The following is a 14,905-nucleotide window of genomic DNA, read 5'->3' as shown; positions in this document are numbered from 1 at the left end:
TGCTAGGAGTCGTCATGGACGCTCGCTTGATCGCTTTCCTGGACCGCGCCGAATCGGTACTGGCGCGCCTCGAACCCCTGCTGCCGGCCCCGCGCCCGCACATCGACTGGGCCACCACCCTGGCTGCCCGCTGGCAGCGCGATGGCCGCAGCGGCTACCTGCTGCCGCTGGAAGTCAGCCTGGACATCCGCCTCACCGACCTGATCGGCGTCGACAAACAGCGTGACCAGCTGGGCCGCAACACGCACCAGTTCATCAAAGGCATGCCCGCCAACCACGCCTTGCTGTGGGGTTCGCGCGGCACCGGCAAGTCGTCGCTGGTGCGTGCGCTGCTGGCCGAGCACGCCAGCGCCGGTTTGCGCCTGATCGAAATCGAACGCGACCACCTGGCCGACCTGCCGCGCGTGGTCGAGCAACTGCAGAAGCTGCCGCAGCGCTTCATCCTGTTCTGCGACGACTTGTCGTTCGAGGCCGGGGAGGGCGACTATCGGGTGCTCAAGAGCGTGCTCGATGGCTCGCTGGAGCAGGCACCGGACAATGTCCTGCTGTACGCCACTTCCAACCGCCGCCACCTGGTGCCGGAAAAGGAGAGCGACAACGAAAACTGGAAAAGGGTCGACGGCGAGCTGCACCCCAGTGAAGCGGTGGAGGACAAGATCGCGCTGTCCGACCGCTTTGGCCTGTGGCTGTCGTTCTACCCGTTCACCCAGGCGCACTTCCTTGACGTGGTCGAGCACTGGATCGGCCAGCTGGCGGCCCCGGCCGGGCTGGCCTGGCAGCGTGACGAAGCGCTGGAAATTCTCGCCGTGCGCTGGGCTACCGGCCGCGGTAACCGTAATGGCCGTTGTGCCTATCAGTTCGCTCGCTACTGGGTCGGGCTGCAATTGCTGGAGCAAAAGTAAATGATCGACCTCAATGCCAGTGGCGCCGGCCTCGACGGCTACCACCTGCTGGCGGCGCAAGTGCAGGCGCTGTTTGCCGACGAACGTGATTTCATCGCCAATGCCGCGCAGTTTTCGGCATTTCTCTACCACCAGGTAGGCGACCTGAACTGGGCGGGCTTCTACCTCAACCGTAACGGGCAACTGGTGCTGGGCCCGTTCCAGGGCCAGGTGGCGTGCGTGCGCATTCCGTTCGGCAAAGGCGTGTGCGGCGCGGCGGCTGCCACCGGCAAGACCCAGCGGGTCGAGGACGTGCATGCGTTCCCGGGGCACATTGCCTGCGACAGTGCGTCGAACAGCGAGCTGGTGATACCGCTGGTGAAGGAGGGCAGGCTGATTGGTGTGCTGGACCTGGACAGCCCGAGGCTGGCGCGATTCAGCGAGGCGGACCAGGTGGGGCTGGAGCGCCTGGCGGCGATCTTCTTGGAGCTGACTGACTGCTGATTGTTGTGTTGCCTGGGCTGGCCCTATCGCCGGCAAGCCAGCTCCCACTAGCTAACCGCAAGCTCGAAGACCTGTGCAGTAACCTGTGGGAGCTGGCTTGCCGGCGATAGGGCCATCAAATCCACAACAAATTCCGGATCAGTCGTACATCACCTTCTTCTTCCAGGTCTCGTCCTCATCGGTCTTGAGGCCCTGGGTCAGTTCGTTGTGTTCGTCCTCAGCCGGTTCCATCTGGTCCAGCACCTGGGCGTTGGCCCGGCCCAGCAGTTTCTCCAGGTACGTCAGCTGCTCTTCATACACCTTCGGCTCCGGCTGCTTGCGCAGGTACTGCACCCCCCGTTCAAATGCCAGGCGGGCTTGGCCCGGCTGGCCTTTCTGCAGGGCCTGCTGGCCGAGGTTGTTGAAGAACTCGATATGCAGCAGCACCAGAATGTGGCGGATCTCCTTGACCCAGTGCTTGGCCTCCGGCGCAGGCAGGAAGCCCTCATGCGCGGCCCGGGTCACCTGGTTGTGCAGTGCTTCCAGCAAGAAGCGCACATCCTTGGCCTTGACCTCGGTCTGGATCGGGTTGGGCGGGTTGTTCACCGGGATCTTTTCACCCAGGGCGATCAGCCCTTCCAGTTCGGCCATGCGTGCCTTCAACTGGGCATTGTGCTTGTCCACCGCCAGCTGGCGCTGGTTGAGGTTGAGCTCCAGGCGGGTCAGCAGCAGCTTCAGCGCCGGGGTCATGAACTGGCCTGGGAAGGTCTCGGTGATTTCGCCGCAGCGGCGCAGGCGGTCGGCCAGTTCGATCTTCAGGCGGGCGCGCTCCAGCTTGCCGTTCTCGACCACATTGTTGAGGTAGCCGATCACGATCAGCAACGCGATACACGCTACGATGAGCAGGGTGATCAGAAGTGGTGTCACCGTTAATGCCTCATTGAAGAAGAATTACAGCGTTGAGTGTAGTGAGTTTGCCTCGGAGCGAATAGCGGCACAGGCAAACCCGTTCTCTATATCGACAAGCCAGCCCGCATCTGCACCCCGACCCACCCGGAAGTCATTGATTTAAATAAATTTCTACAAAGGGGTTGACGCCTGTATCAAGCATCCATAGAATGCGCGCCACTTGCAGCGTAAAGCACACAGTGAAACGCGGCAGGGAGTGAAAGCAGGCAGCGATGCCAGCAGCGTGTCCCCTTCGTCTAGTGGCCTAGGACACCGCCCTTTCACGGCGGTAACAGGGGTTCGAGTCCCCTAGGGGACGCCAAATTGCGGGAATAGCTCAGTTGGTAGAGCACGACCTTGCCAAGGTCGGGGTCGCGAGTTCGAGTCTCGTTTCCCGCTCCAGTTTCTCCGGCAACGCTGATGGCGGGGCAGGAAAAGAAAATCCAGGCTGAATCGTGAGGTTCATGTTCTGGTGCACTGAAAAGTGTCGTGTGTCCCCTTCGTCTAGTGGCCTAGGACACCGCCCTTTCACGGCGGTAACAGGGGTTCGAGTCCCCTAGGGGACGCCATTTGCGGGAATAGCTCAGTTGGTAGAGCACGACCTTGCCAAGGTCGGGGTCGCGAGTTCGAGTCTCGTTTCCCGCTCCAGTTTCCAAAACTATGGCGTTCATGACGGTGTAGTAGGTTGTAAAAGTATCAAACGCGGGAATAGCTCAGTTGGTAGAGCACGACCTTGCCAAGGTCGGGGTCGCGAGTTCGAGTCTCGTTTCCCGCTCCAATATGAAACGCACCAAGGAATTTTAACGTTCCTTTGGTGCGTTTTTTTTTACCTGATCAAAACCCTGGCCATGGGGATCAAGCCATGGCAGGGCCCGCTAGCGATATTCGATGGTGAAGTTCAATGCGCCCTTGGCCTCGCCTGGGGTAACCGTTGCTGCGGTCTGGTAATACCGGGCGCGAAGGTCCAGGCGCGTGATGCCGGGGGTAAGGCCCACCATATCCACGTACTCTTCCAGCTTAACTGGCGTGTTGTCACTACGCAGTACTTGAATGCCAATGCCAGCGGCGGTCGAGTCGGTGGTCAGGGTGAACAGGCCCAGGTCCCGGTCCACCGGCACTGAACCGTCTACGCCGTCCAGGCGCATGAACGCGCGGGCAACGCTGCCGGCCGGGTCGTCCTCGCAGTCGCTGAGTGTGATGAAGAAATCCACTGGGTTGGTTGTGCTGCCCTGGCCTGTGAAGTCGGCGATGTCGTGAGTACCGAGTTGTACCGGATTGGCGCTGACCGCGTCAGCCTTGACCGTGCACTGGGCCTGCTGGACTTGCCCGCCCAATGTAAGCCTTACGGCATCCCCGACATCACTGACCACGCCCCTGACGACTTCCTGACTGAATGAGCTGATGCCAGCCGGGATGGGGCCTGTCTTGATCAAGGCCATGTACTTGATGATGAGATTCCTCATCACCAGCGGTGTAGGTGCCATATTTCTCTGGTTTTCACCCACATAAGGAACAGCGCCAATACCTCCGTCGTTTGCCTGGAACGTATTGCTGGCCGTGCCGTTGAGGAAACCGCCCAGTTCCAGGTACAGACCTACACCCGGGATACTGGTTTGCAGCACTTTGCCCGTCACATCCTTCCCGTCAACGGGAGGGAAGGTCCCCGGGGCTATAGGGAGTGGCGTGCCCATGTTCGCCGTCAGTGCCAAACTCCCGTCGTTGTCGCAGTTCAACGCAAAACCGGGGCCGGCTATCCCGGTGCTTGTCGCGGAGTAGATCTTGCTACCCACCGGGGCATCACGGGCCACCCACCTCATGCCAGAGATGTTGTGCGTGAACTGCATCGGGCCTGTGGTCGTTGGCCATTCGCATCCCAGGGCATGGGCTTGGTTTGGCAGTGTCAGCATCGTCGCAGCAGCGGCGATGCCAATGAACAAACGCGAAACAAGGGGCATGGTCGGTTCCTGTTGCAAGCGTGCGGCAGCGCGCACGGGCTGGATCATGGAGTGGGGCAGCGCAAAGTCTGCAGGCGATAGCCTTGCTCTTCTGGCATGGTTGCAGGGTCGATGCTGAACAAGCAGCGCTGTCCGGCGCGCTCGCCCCAGCGCGCTTCCAGGGTTTGCGCCTGGGCATCTGTTGCAATCAGCGCCTGGCCCGCCTGGCCCACTACGGCCAGGTGCTTGCCCTGCTTGTCATTGAGTTGGGTGCCGAAGGGCAACGGGCGGCCGTCGGCATGCTGCAGGGTCAGGATCAGGCGGTTTACCTGCTGCGCCTTGAATGCCGCCAGGACGACCGCCCCTCGGCGGGGCACAACCTGCGTAACGCCGTTTTCGATTTCAACACCAGGGCCGAGCTGGTCGGTTTGCAGGGTGACCTGGTTGACCCTGTAGGGGCGCATGTGGGGGGCAAGGATGTAGCCACTGTTGTCGGTGCTGCCACCGGGCACGTTGTCGACACCTACGCCGGGCACGTTGGGCACATGCACCAAGGCCGTGGTCTCGCCCAGGTATTGCCCCAGCACGATGCCGCCGGCATGTGCCAGCACCGCGCCACTGGCATTGACCGAAACACTGCGGAAGTCGTCCGCTTCGGTGTAGCCGGCACCTACGTTCACCTTTTGCGTCTGGTAACCCATCGATACCGACGCCGTCTTGCGCTGCTGTTCGTCGTTGGCCAGCGATGCCAGGTAGCTCAGGCGGTTGTCCTGCGAGCCGCCGTTCAAGCTGGCGCGTTCGCTGAAGTGGCCGTTGCTTTCCTGCACGTCGAAACTGGCAGTCGTTGACGTGCCCCAGTCCAGCGGGATGGTGACCCCCAAGCCTACGATGCGGTCGCTGCCGTTGTCGTCGCTCAACGACTGCGAGGCATACAGGTTGATGCTGACCCGGCGATACTGAGTATTGAACTGGAACTGGTACTGGCGTCGCTGGCGGTTGGTGTGCCAGTAATCGTCCTGCGACAAGGTCAGGCTCAGCGAGTTGCGGTTGTTGAACGACTGGTAGATCGAGCTTTCCAGGCGGCTGCGGCGGTTGCCCTGGTAGCGGCTGGAGGCGTTGCGCTGCTGCACGGCTTCGTCGAACTCACGATAGCCTTCGGTGGAGTAGCGGTAACCGGCAAAGCGCAGGCTGGTGCCGGTCTGGAAGGCTTTACCATAGCGCACTGAATAACTCTGCCCCTGTACCTGGCCGCCTTGCTCGCCAAGATCGGTACGGGCCTGAGTCACATCCAGCGACACTGCGCCAAAGGTACCAAAGTCGCGGGCGATGCCAAGGTTGGCAGCGTCGTAGTACTCGCTGCCCAGTAGCCCACCATACAGGGTGGTGCCCCACTGGCCGCCACGGGCCAGGGTGGCTTGCCAGAGTGCGGGGTTGTCGATGCCGTCGGCGCCGTCATAGCGCCCGGCCACCAGGTTGTAGCGCCACACGCCTTCGCGCAGCAGGTTGCTGAGGGTGGAATAGGGCTGGATGAAACGGCGCACCTGGCCGTCGGCTTCGGTGAGGACGATTTCCAGGTCGCCGCTGCTGCCACCAATGCCCAGATCGTTGATTTCGTATGGGCCGGGGGCAACGTAAGTGGAATAGATCGGGTAGCCGTTCTGCAGCACTTCGAGCTTGGCCCGGGTCTGGGCTACGCCGCGAATGACGGGTGCGTAGCTTTGCATCACGTCGGGCAGCATGCCCATGTCGGTGGCCAGCTGTACCCCTTTGATGGGCAGGCTGCGGAACACGTCGCCACTGCTGAATGTTTCGCCCAGGGTGAGCGTACCCCACTGCCCGGGCAGGTCGTGCTGGGCATAGGTGTTGAAATGCACCCAATCCTGGCCTTCGCCGTCGTCGCGCCAGCTCTGGCTGCTGCGCAGGCGCCAGCCGCCTAGGTTGATACCGCCATTGAGGTACAGGTCCTGGCTGCTGGAGGTGCCGGTGCGGCCGCTGAAATGCTGTGCAGAGGCCTGGTAGCTGACGAAGGCGGCATTGATGCCGTCGTCCCAGCGCTCGGGGGCCACGCTGCCGGCCACATCGCGGCGCAGGGCCACTTGCGGGATGGACAACGCCAGTTGCAGCTGGCCAGGGTTGAGGTCGTAGGTGGCATCGGGCACTAGCGTAGGTAGGTCTACACAGCGCGCGTCGGTGGGCAAAGGCTCGGCCAGCGCCTGCTCACGCAGGCCCAGCTCGCGCAGCAGGCTGGCGCTCAGGCAGGGCTCCAGGCCCTTGCCGTCGCTGCCTTCACGAAACTCGATTTCATGCTTGCCCGCAGGGGCCAGGTTGACCAGCACTTCAACCTGGTAGCGGCCGGGCGCCAGGGAGGCTTGAGCAGCCAGGGTGTTCAGGGCGGCTATGCTGGCGTCGCTGGATTGCCCAGGGGTTTGGCGCATGAAGTTGGGGTTGAATTGCAGGGGGCGGTCCTCTGCAAGGGCCATTTCCGTAAGCAAAAACAAAAGGCCGTAACCTGCCATGGAGAAAAATAGGGATGCACCAAGGCGAATCGGCAACTGCCGATACTGTGTGTGTTGTTGCATACTCAGGCACCGTAGGTGTATGTAGCGTAAGGCCCTTTTCTCTGTTAGAGAATGAACTTAATGGCTTCTTTGGGAGAAAAATCAGGAGGCACATTACGGTCCTGAATGAATGATTCATGTAGGAAAATCCTGATTTGAGGTACAGGTAATTCCCGGCTTTATAATTTATTGTATGTAAGGGTGGCCGGTATGTAAGTCGGCCACCCTTCGCTGTTATCTAAAGGGTATATAGGTTGATCTACCTGTAGGTGTCCAGTTAAGGGAGCCCTCTTTTTTTCTATAGCCCAGCATGGAGCCAGCACTGGCTTTATAAGTAGTAGGAGATACAGGCGGGGTAACAGCGGGAATAGCAGGTTCGGCAAAAAGCTCTTCCAAGCGGTAAGAGCCAATTGAAGAACTTGAAGCAGTGGAACTCGTGCTACTGATCGAGCTTTGTGGCAATGTGGATGTGGCTAAATCACCGAAAGTTACTTTTTTGGTCGTCTGAGTCGCCACGTCGAAGCCCACGCCAGTAGCCATTGTTTGAGTGGAAGCGTCTGGATTGCCTGGCAGCCATATTTTGCGTTTGAGATTTAGCTGTCGTGTTGGAGCTTTTCTAGGGACACGCAGCCTGAAGAAAACATCTCCTTCACTGGGGGCGGGTGCAGGGCCGGGCAGCGTGCGGCGAACGGCGGCCTTGCTCCCCCCCTGATTCATGAGCCTTTCGAAAATCGTCCCCATCGTGAGTAGCCCACCAATAAATCCGAGCCAAAACGATGTGTTATAGGCCGTCTCGTCCCCCGTCAACAGTGCCCTCATACTCTCCTCCAGTGCGCCAATGTCGATGCCAGCGCTGACTGAGCCGAGCAGGAAGCGCAGGGTCCAGCCTACCGGCGGCAGAAGCATGATGCTGACCGCCGCAAACACAGCGCTCAGCGCCACGCCAAGCCAGGATTGCCAGTCGCCTTTGGGCTTCACGGGTTTGGGTGGGATGTAGGGCTGCTCCATGCTGTTTCGCATGCCGTAATGGCCACTCGGGTCGTGCCAGTTGACCGGGTTGCCGCCGCAGTACACGTACGGGTTGATACCCGCAGCTTCAGGCGCCGCGAGGTCCGGGCTGTGGAAGCGCATCAACCCAGGGTTGTAGGCACGGTAGCCACGCCCCAGCAGTGACCAGCCCAACGCCCGTTCGCGGGCTTCCCCGTTGAAGCCGAGCAAGCCTACCAACTGGTCGTTGTCCGGTGAATCGCCGTAGGCGGTGTATGTGTTGTCGTGCAGTTCATCACTGCTGCATTCACCCAGCACGCTGTTGGCCGCGTCGGTGACGAATAGCCGGTTGTCGGCGGTTTGAGCCGGGCGTTGCAAGCCCAAAGGGCGCTCGCCGGCGTACAGGTACTCGGTCAGCAGGTCTGCTTCGCGTGTGCTGCTCAACCGGTAGCCCTGGTAGCGGCGCGACACTTCCGGCTCTTGCGCCTGGCGCACCCCGATCAGGTCGTTGTGGCCGTCATAGCGGTAACGGTACAGGGGCTGCCCGTCGCTCGCCCGCTGGACTTCACTCAGGCGGCCACGGTCGTCGTACACCAGCCGGTTGCCTTGCTCGTCGTTCAGCAGGTTGCCTTCAGCATCGGAATCGAACGCCTGGCTGGCCGGGTAGTCGGGCTGCAGGGAATGCTCCGCTCGTGTCAGGATGAAGCCGTCGTAGGTATAGAAAGCTTCGTCTGCTGCACCGTCGGCAAAATCGGTGTAGCACTCTGTGAGGTTATTCAGCTCGTCGTAGACGAAAAACTGACTCTTGATAGCGCGCCCAGCTGCGTTGTTCGGCAGGGCGGTGCCAGTGCAACGGTGTTCCTCCAGCCGGTCGAGTGCATCGTAGTTGAAGGTTTCCAGCAACAGTTGTTCGCCATCACGGATAAGTGCGCGGCTACTTAGTTGGTCATCCTCCTGCCACGTCAGTACGATGTGCTGGATGAGGGTGGAACCATCCTGCCGGGTGAGGGTTTGTTCGCGTTTGTGCTCGCGACCTAGAAGGTCGTAAGTTTGCTCGCACACTAGCCTCTGTTTGTTGATCAAGTCCTGCGTTGTAGTTTTCCAGAGCCGCCCCAGCGTGTCGTACTCGAAGGAGGCAACCAGGTCACCTTGACGGGTCTGTATCAGTTGGCCCAGGTCGTTGTAGGCGTGGTTTACCGCAACGCCGTCACTTTCGGTGTACCCCAATGGCAAGCCTTGGAACGAGTGTCGGTAGTCGCAGTGGTAGCCCTTGGCATCCTGATCTTCCCATTGGGCTTTCAGCAGGTAGCCTTGATCGGTGTAGCTATAGCTGTGCTTGCCTTGTGCATCGCTGGCTGTACTGATGGCTGAGGTTTTGGTGTCGTAATCGAACGTTGTGCTCGGCACTGTGCCCACATCGATCTGGCTGGGCTGGGCTGAGCGGGTGGGGCGATAGTGGTAGGTGTACGTGCGCTGCGCCGTGGTGCGGCTTTCTAACAGCGAGGTGTTTTCCTTGTAGGTATAGGCTTCTTGCTGCAAACCGGCCGCCAGCGTCTTCAGGCGTTCGAGACCATCGTACTCCCGCTGCCAGGCCAGGGTGGGTTGGGCGCCTTTGCGTCGCTCGACCAGCAGTTGCTCGGCCAGCGGGTCAGCGCTGTGTAGCGCGAAACGGCTGAGCACAGCCGATTGGTCGGGTCGCTCGTTACGGGTTACCCGGCCTTCAGAATCGTAGGTGTACTGATTGACTCGGCTGACCGGCCTGCCGTTTCGGTTAAAGGTGTGTTCTTCACGGGTGCAGCGCGCCAGGCCGTCGTAGCTGAAGTCTTGGCGGCCAACGATCTGGCCTGCTTCGTCCAACCGGTATTGATAGGCCGGCTTGTCGAAGTTATTGCTTTCGGTGACCTGCTGCTGCTGACGAACCCCCGGTTTGTCTGCCGTCTCGACCCAGCGGGTAATGATGTCGCCCGATTCACCAAACGGCGAAAACTCACTGTGTTGCGTCGCGCCATTGGGCAGCGTGGTCTTGCACAGTTGGCTCCAGGCATCGTATTCGAAGGTGGAGGTCAGCTCCAGGGTCTTGCCGTCGTAATAGTCAAAGGTGGTTTCTTCGCTTAGCTGGCCAAGTTCATCGTACTTGCGCCGAGCAACGATTTTACGTTGCCGCAAGGGTCTAGCGCCTGGCGGGGTATCCGTAACTTGCGTTTCGCGCTCCTCGGTCACCACCCGGCTGCAGCCATCGAAGGTGACGATGGTGCTCACGCCCGTGCTGCCGGTGGACGACTGCGAGGCCAGCCCGGCTGCGCCCTCCTCGGGATGGGTGACCAACCCGTACTGGTGGATGACCTTGCTCTCGTCCTCGCCTTGGCCGGGTGCAACAATTTCTTCCTTCAGGCGTGCGAGCGGGTCGTAGATGCGGCGAATGCTGTTGCCGGTGTCATCCTCTTCGTACACCGTTTGACCATGCAGGCCAGATGCGGCTGAACGGGTCGTTTTCTGCACCAGGTCAAAGCCGCACACGGTTTCATCGGTCCAGTATTCCAGGCCGTGCTCCTTGTCGGTGACCTTGCAGTAGCTCCACTCAACACGTGAAGTGCGGCTTTCGATGGCCCGGCGCACTGGGTTGGCGCTGTCGTCACCGTAACGGGTGGTCACCTGATAACTCGGCCGACCATGCAGGAAGGCATTGTCTGGCATGTTCAGGTAAGCCCGTTCCACGTTTAGCAGTAGCACTTCGCGCTCGTCGGGCTGTTGAACATCGAATACTTGCAGGGTTTGTTCTGCGCAAGGCGCAAGCCATTCGCTCGCCTGGCCCAGGCTGGACAGCGCCGGGTAGGCCTTGTAGGTCAACCGGCTCCGAAAAATGGGGGCGCCGCCGGGCAACCCTGGCACGGGGTAGACGGTCTTGCATTTGAGGTTGCGCACAAAACCCTGGGGGTCGGGCGGGCAGGCCCAGTTATCGCCATTTTCATCGCCTGGCTGCTTTTCGCCCTCTTTGTCGTAGTAAGCGTAAGTGGTGCGTACGCCGGTGGGGGCTACCTCTTCGGTGGTGTTGCCATAATCGTCATACAGGGTGGTCGCGGTTTCCAGGCGAAGCTTGCTGGCGTCAGCACGTAATTTGTAGCGTTTGGTGATGGTCTTGGGCAGCTGGAAGTAGCGGGGTTGATCGTCGAAACTGACGCCGGCGCGTTCGTGGAACTCGGTTTCGGTTTCTTCGATATGGCCGTCTTCTTCCAATATTTGCCGGGTCAGCAGGTGATAGCGGTTGAACGTCTGGGTCTGGGTGCGGGCGACCTTGCCCGCTTTCCAGTAATGGGCAGTGACGCTGTAGCGGTAGTTAGCACTTGCCCGGTACAGGTTGTCCTCGCCGTCGTCACGCCAACTGACATTGCTGTTGCTACCTACATAGCTGTGCTCCACCTCGACGTTGTTGTCCTCATCGAAGTGCTTGTAGGTGTAGGTCGTTTTCAGCGGTGGCTGATCAGCCCGGGGCTTCACTTCGTGGCTGGTTACCCGTGGCAAGACTCTTTGCGGCTGTATATTGGGCAGTACGTGGCCCGGGTCGCCGTTCTCGCCGTAGCGAATTTCTTCTACAGCCCCCGTGGGTGTGGATACTTTCGCAAGGCAGGTCAGGCCATGGGCGCGGGTATAGCCGAAGCGCCAGTTACCGCCGATGTCAGCTGGCAGTTTGACTTCCACCAAAGCCCGGTTTTTCAGCTCGAGCCTGTAGCGCAGGAAAGGCAGGCCGTTAGCCCCTGCACCTGGATGCGTATCAACGGTGACCGCGCCATCGGTGTACTGCAGCTCCAGCAGCAGCGTGCCATTGTCATCGACGATCCTGGCCAGTCGGCGGCTCTCGGGAATGTAGTGGAGCGTTAACCCCTGGCCGGAAGGCGACCGGACTTTACTCGGCAGGGCGATGGGGTTGAGCTTATCGTGCAGGGTCAGTATTTCCACCAGGCCGGACTTGTGGACCACGCGGTAGGGGCCCTTGTCTTCATCGGCGGCAGTGCCGTCATCGTAAAAATGAAAGCTGTGAATTTTCTTTTCGCGAATGGTGGGTTGCGCCCCGGTACCTGTCACCTTGTAGCTTTCCCCCGTGTGCAGGGTAAGCATGCGGGTAGCGGGCTCGTAGCGGGTCATTGCCAGGCGCCAGCCGGTGCCGAAACCTGAGTCTTCATTGTTGAACGGGCTGTACGACAGGCGCAAGGGAAGCCCAGGGCCGGTCAGGTCGTTACCGGCCGGCACTGGCAAGTCAATGGCCAGGTTGTACTGGCCCGTACGTTGGTCGACATTGTTTTGCACGAAACTCTGGAAGTTGCTGGCGTTGCTGTGTACCCCGGGAGTGTCAGCCATGATCAGATGCTCCGCGGGGCGATGGTGACCACGATGCAGGTAAGATCTCCTTGCTTGATCGGGTCACCTTTACCAATTACTCGGAAGCCTCGGCTTGGCACATTGTTGTCCAGGCCGCTGTTGGTCAGGTAGCCCGGTTTTTCCGGGCGGCCCGCGTAGGTCCAGATCTTGTCGATGCCCATTTTTTCCAGCGAAGCATTGGCGCGGCTGGTATCGAGCTCAACCCAGGAACTGTCGAGCTTTTCACAGCGCTCATTATCAGTCAGCAGAAACGTCGATTTGATCGGCACGTTTCGAATGCGGATGGAGTGAGGCTCCCTGGCTTCTGACGGGCACTCTTTTTTGGGGAGCAGTTTCACGGTAGTGCCGCTGCCCGCTTCCGGCAGCTCGAACCCGCAAGCAGGTTCGGTGTTGTTGTCCACGGTTTGGTAGAGGGAGAGAAGGGGGGTGGGATCCGCCAGGTTCGAACGGGTGGTATCGGCTGCATCGGCGGCCACACTGCTTAACAACAACGGCATCGTCAGCATCGCCTGTATTAGGGCCGACGGAAGAGTGGGGCGGCGGTCATTGAGTTGATTCATTTCTCAAAGCTCCCTGTTCAGGGTGTATGAACAGATAAAAGAAGACAGGTGTTTGCATTGCAGGGCCAAACAAGGCGTTTTGTCTGTCTGGAGCTTATTGAACTCGCCGCACCGCCGCACCTGGCAGAATTAACAGGTGCGCCGGGATAATAAGTGGAGGCTTCAAGGGCATACCTGTTTTTTTTGTTTTGTCACCTGGCAGATTTATCAGGTCTGGTTTTTGCCCGCGTACCCTGTGCCACCTGTTATTTCTGTCAGTAGCCAATCGCAGCGGTGCGCCGTGAAACTAAGGGCATCTTCAACCCACCAGGAGAATGTTCATGGTGATGCGACGCCCATTCGATGGCGGGGTCGATCAGCCCCAGTTAAACCCCGCTCCTGAAATACCGGCGCAAAACGCGTGGGGGGAAATTGACGTAAAAAACCTGAATGGCGACCATTTGGAATTTCTTATCAAGGACGCGGATATCCGGTTCGGTCAGAGCATCTATCCGGTCTGGCGCGGGATTGCCGCAGACGGTACGCCGTTTGATCAACTTGATGCCGTGGTTGAGGTGCCCGCGGATTACGACACTACAAGAACCATGACCGCCAAGGTGGCCAAACGTTTTGTCGAGCCTTACGATGGTGGGTGGGCATTTTTATCCTACAAGGTTGAAAACGCAGATGAGTCCACGCCGGATTCAATGCGTATCTTTTGTTACCTGGGTTTGCGCGACCGTGGTGGGGTTGCCGAAACATTGGCGGTGGCGCAGGCGCGGGAGTCGCATGATCGTGTAATTGTCCTTTCAGACCTTGAGTCTGAAGGCGTGCGCCTGCTGGCGCCAAGCTACCGGGCCATGCAGGTCGGCGACAGCATCGAGCTGGTGGCGCGCAAGTTCAACGCTGCAGGGGACGAAATTACGCCACCGGCAACTGAGCGACATGAAGTGACCGAGGCCAATGTCGGTGAGCCGCTGCAATGGCAGATCGCCAAGTCAGACTTCAGCCGCGTGCGCAATGGCCGGGTAGCGTTTCAATACACGATTACGCTGTCCGCTAACGACGAAAAAGTGCCATCCCCTGTGCAGGAAATGACTGTAACAGAGGCGCCCAGCCCGGCTGACTTGTTGCCTGCTGCCACTATCGATGGCTTCACGGGGGTGCCGCTTGACCCTGGTATGTTCCCCGATGGCTTGATCGTTCGGGTGCCTACAGCGCCAAGTGTTCAAGTAGGTGACCACTATTTGCTGCACTGGAAAAGCCCCCAGGCGCTCGAGCCTGAAGTGCAGTTTGCGCGCATGGATGCGAGCAGCCTGCAAAGCGATGAGACCGTATTCCGGGTTGACCCGGCTTTGCTTGAACCGGGTGATCATAAAGTGTTCTACCAGGTTGCCCGCGCGGGGCACGCGTTGACTTCGCATAGCCTGGACGTAGCGTTTGAAACAGCACGCACCCTTGCAGCGCCACGTATCGAGCGCGCAGAAGAGGACGGCCTCGGCAGGCAAAAGCTGTCGGCGGACAGAGCGATTCTTGGGGCCTATGTAACGGTACCGGATGTGCCCCTGCGCCCAGGCGAACGCTTCGAGGTTCACTGGGATGGTTATGAGCACAACGGCAAGCAAGTGGTCGACACACCGGAGGTAGGTGACGGCCGCAAGTTCAAGATCGACCCTGGTGTAGTCGCCGCGAACATGCATCAGCCTGGCGATGACCACAGCAGGCGTTTCAAGGTGTTCTACCACATCGTCGATGAAAACGGTGTGCGCTCGGCACCCTCTGATGCGGTGGACTTGCGTGTCCAGCCGCTGGTCATCGACAACAACGTCAAATGCGATCAAGCCCAGGCCAACGGCGAACTTTGGCGGAGCAAACTCTCGGCCAACGGTGCAATGCTTGAGGTGTATGGGGTGCTGCTCTGGCCTTTCGCGGCAACCGGTCAACTGTTCACGCTGGCCATTCAAAGCGGCGCCGTATTACGTGATCGAGCGCCGGTCACTGCCGGCGAACTCAGCAATGCGCGCATACAACAGTGGTTAAGTGTTGCGACCTATAACGGGTTGGAAGAAGACAAACAGTACACCGTTTATGGGGAAGTCAGTTTCGATCAGGGCGATAGTTGGCACAAGCTTCGCCCGCTGCTCCTGATTCCCAAGCACTCTAAATAAATGGCCAGTGCAACTGGCCGCGCTGGCCAGGTT

At 59.7% G+C, this 14,905-nt stretch carries 8 protein-coding genes and 5 tRNA genes; 8 read left to right on the top strand and 5 right to left on the bottom strand.

Annotation, left to right across the window (positions count from 1 at the left end; all coding sequences use genetic code 11):
- The first annotated feature begins 14 nt into the window (after positions 1-14).
- Both L1P09_RS18665 and L1P09_RS18660 read left to right on the top strand, forming a co-directional pair.
- Positions 15-902 carry an ATP-binding protein gene (locus L1P09_RS18665; RefSeq protein WP_029887959.1) on the top strand — a complete coding sequence of 296 codons (888 nt, stop codon included), beginning with the start codon at positions 15-17 and terminating at the stop codon, positions 900-902.
- Positions 903-1,385 carry a GAF domain-containing protein gene (locus tag L1P09_RS18660; RefSeq protein WP_054906258.1) on the top strand — a complete coding sequence of 161 codons (483 nt, stop codon included), beginning with the start codon at positions 903-905 and terminating at the stop codon, positions 1,383-1,385.
- Between the two features lie 138 nt (positions 1,386-1,523).
- Here the strand turns inward: L1P09_RS18660 and L1P09_RS18655 are convergent, their stop codons facing one another.
- Positions 1,524-2,291 (bottom strand): hypothetical protein, encoded by a 768-nt coding sequence (locus L1P09_RS18655; protein ID WP_235767977.1) that lies wholly within the window; start codon positions 2,289-2,291, stop codon positions 1,524-1,526.
- A gap of 267 nt (positions 2,292-2,558) precedes the next feature.
- Between L1P09_RS18655 and L1P09_RS18650 the strand changes: the two genes are divergently transcribed.
- The 5 genes from L1P09_RS18650 (at position 2,559) to L1P09_RS18630 (ending at position 3,090) form a co-directional block, all read left to right on the top strand.
- A tRNA-Glu gene (locus tag L1P09_RS18650) sits at positions 2,559-2,634 on the top strand.
- A 4-nt stretch (positions 2,635-2,638) separates the two neighbouring features.
- A tRNA-Gly gene (locus L1P09_RS18645) sits at positions 2,639-2,714 on the top strand.
- A 91-nt stretch (positions 2,715-2,805) separates the two neighbouring features.
- Positions 2,806-2,881, top strand: a tRNA-Glu gene (locus L1P09_RS18640).
- Between the two features lie 3 nt (positions 2,882-2,884).
- Positions 2,885-2,960, top strand: a tRNA-Gly gene (locus tag L1P09_RS18635).
- A gap of 54 nt (positions 2,961-3,014) precedes the next feature.
- Positions 3,015-3,090, top strand: a tRNA-Gly gene (locus tag L1P09_RS18630).
- Between the two features lie 97 nt (positions 3,091-3,187).
- Here the strand turns inward: L1P09_RS18630 and L1P09_RS18625 are convergent.
- The 4 genes from L1P09_RS18625 to L1P09_RS18610 form a co-directional block, all read right to left on the bottom strand.
- Entirely contained in the window at positions 3,188-4,267 is a 1,080-nt protein-coding gene (locus tag L1P09_RS18625; protein ID WP_235767976.1) for a fimbrial protein, read from the bottom strand.
- Positions 4,268-4,311: 44 nt separating this feature from the next.
- Positions 4,312-6,726, bottom strand: coding sequence for a fimbria/pilus outer membrane usher protein (locus L1P09_RS18620; protein ID WP_232892508.1), 2,415 nt, complete (start codon positions 6,724-6,726; stop codon positions 4,312-4,314).
- 312 nt (positions 6,727-7,038) lie between these two features.
- Positions 7,039-12,093, bottom strand: a complete 5,055-nt coding sequence (locus L1P09_RS18615) for an RHS repeat-associated core domain-containing protein (protein WP_235767975.1) — start codon at positions 12,091-12,093, stop codon at positions 7,039-7,041.
- 53 nt (positions 12,094-12,146) lie between these two features.
- Positions 12,147-12,725: a hypothetical protein gene (locus L1P09_RS18610; RefSeq protein WP_125855286.1), complete on the bottom strand. Its 579-nt coding sequence runs from the start codon at positions 12,723-12,725 to the stop codon at positions 12,147-12,149.
- A gap of 320 nt (positions 12,726-13,045) precedes the next feature.
- Here L1P09_RS18610 and L1P09_RS18605 point away from each other — a divergent pair, with 320 nt between their 5' ends.
- Complete coding sequence (locus tag L1P09_RS18605; protein ID WP_232892510.1) at positions 13,046-14,872, top strand: hypothetical protein; 1,827 nt, start codon at positions 13,046-13,048, stop codon at positions 14,870-14,872.
- Positions 14,873-14,905 lie beyond the last annotated feature (33 nt).

Origin of the sequence: Pseudomonas juntendi, assembly GCF_021560075.1 — a bacterium.
GTDB lineage: Bacteria > Pseudomonadota > Gammaproteobacteria > Pseudomonadales > Pseudomonadaceae > Aquipseudomonas > Aquipseudomonas juntendi.
Note: the sequence above shows the minus strand (reverse complement) of the source record. Positions and strands in the feature narration are given on the sequence as shown.

What these genes read in the sequence shown, in the direction of transcription:
- L1P09_RS18665 (WP_029887959.1), top strand. Translation starts at nt 15, where the DNA reads ATGGACGCTCGCTTGATCGCTTTCCTGGACCGCGCCGAATCGGTACTG.
- L1P09_RS18660 (WP_054906258.1), top strand. Translation starts at nt 903, where the DNA reads ATGATCGACCTCAATGCCAGTGGCGCCGGCCTCGACGGCTACCACCTG.
- L1P09_RS18625 (WP_235767976.1), bottom strand. Translation starts at nt 4,267, where the DNA reads ATGCCCCTTGTTTCGCGTTTGTTCATTGGCATCGCCGCTGCTGCGACG.
- L1P09_RS18620 (WP_232892508.1), bottom strand. Translation starts at nt 6,726, where the DNA reads ATGGCCCTTGCAGAGGACCGCCCCCTGCAATTCAACCCCAACTTCATG.
- L1P09_RS18610 (WP_125855286.1), bottom strand. Translation starts at nt 12,725, where the DNA reads ATGAATCAACTCAATGACCGCCGCCCCACTCTTCCGTCGGCCCTAATA.
- L1P09_RS18605 (WP_232892510.1), top strand. Translation starts at nt 13,046, where the DNA reads ATGGTGATGCGACGCCCATTCGATGGCGGGGTCGATCAGCCCCAGTTA.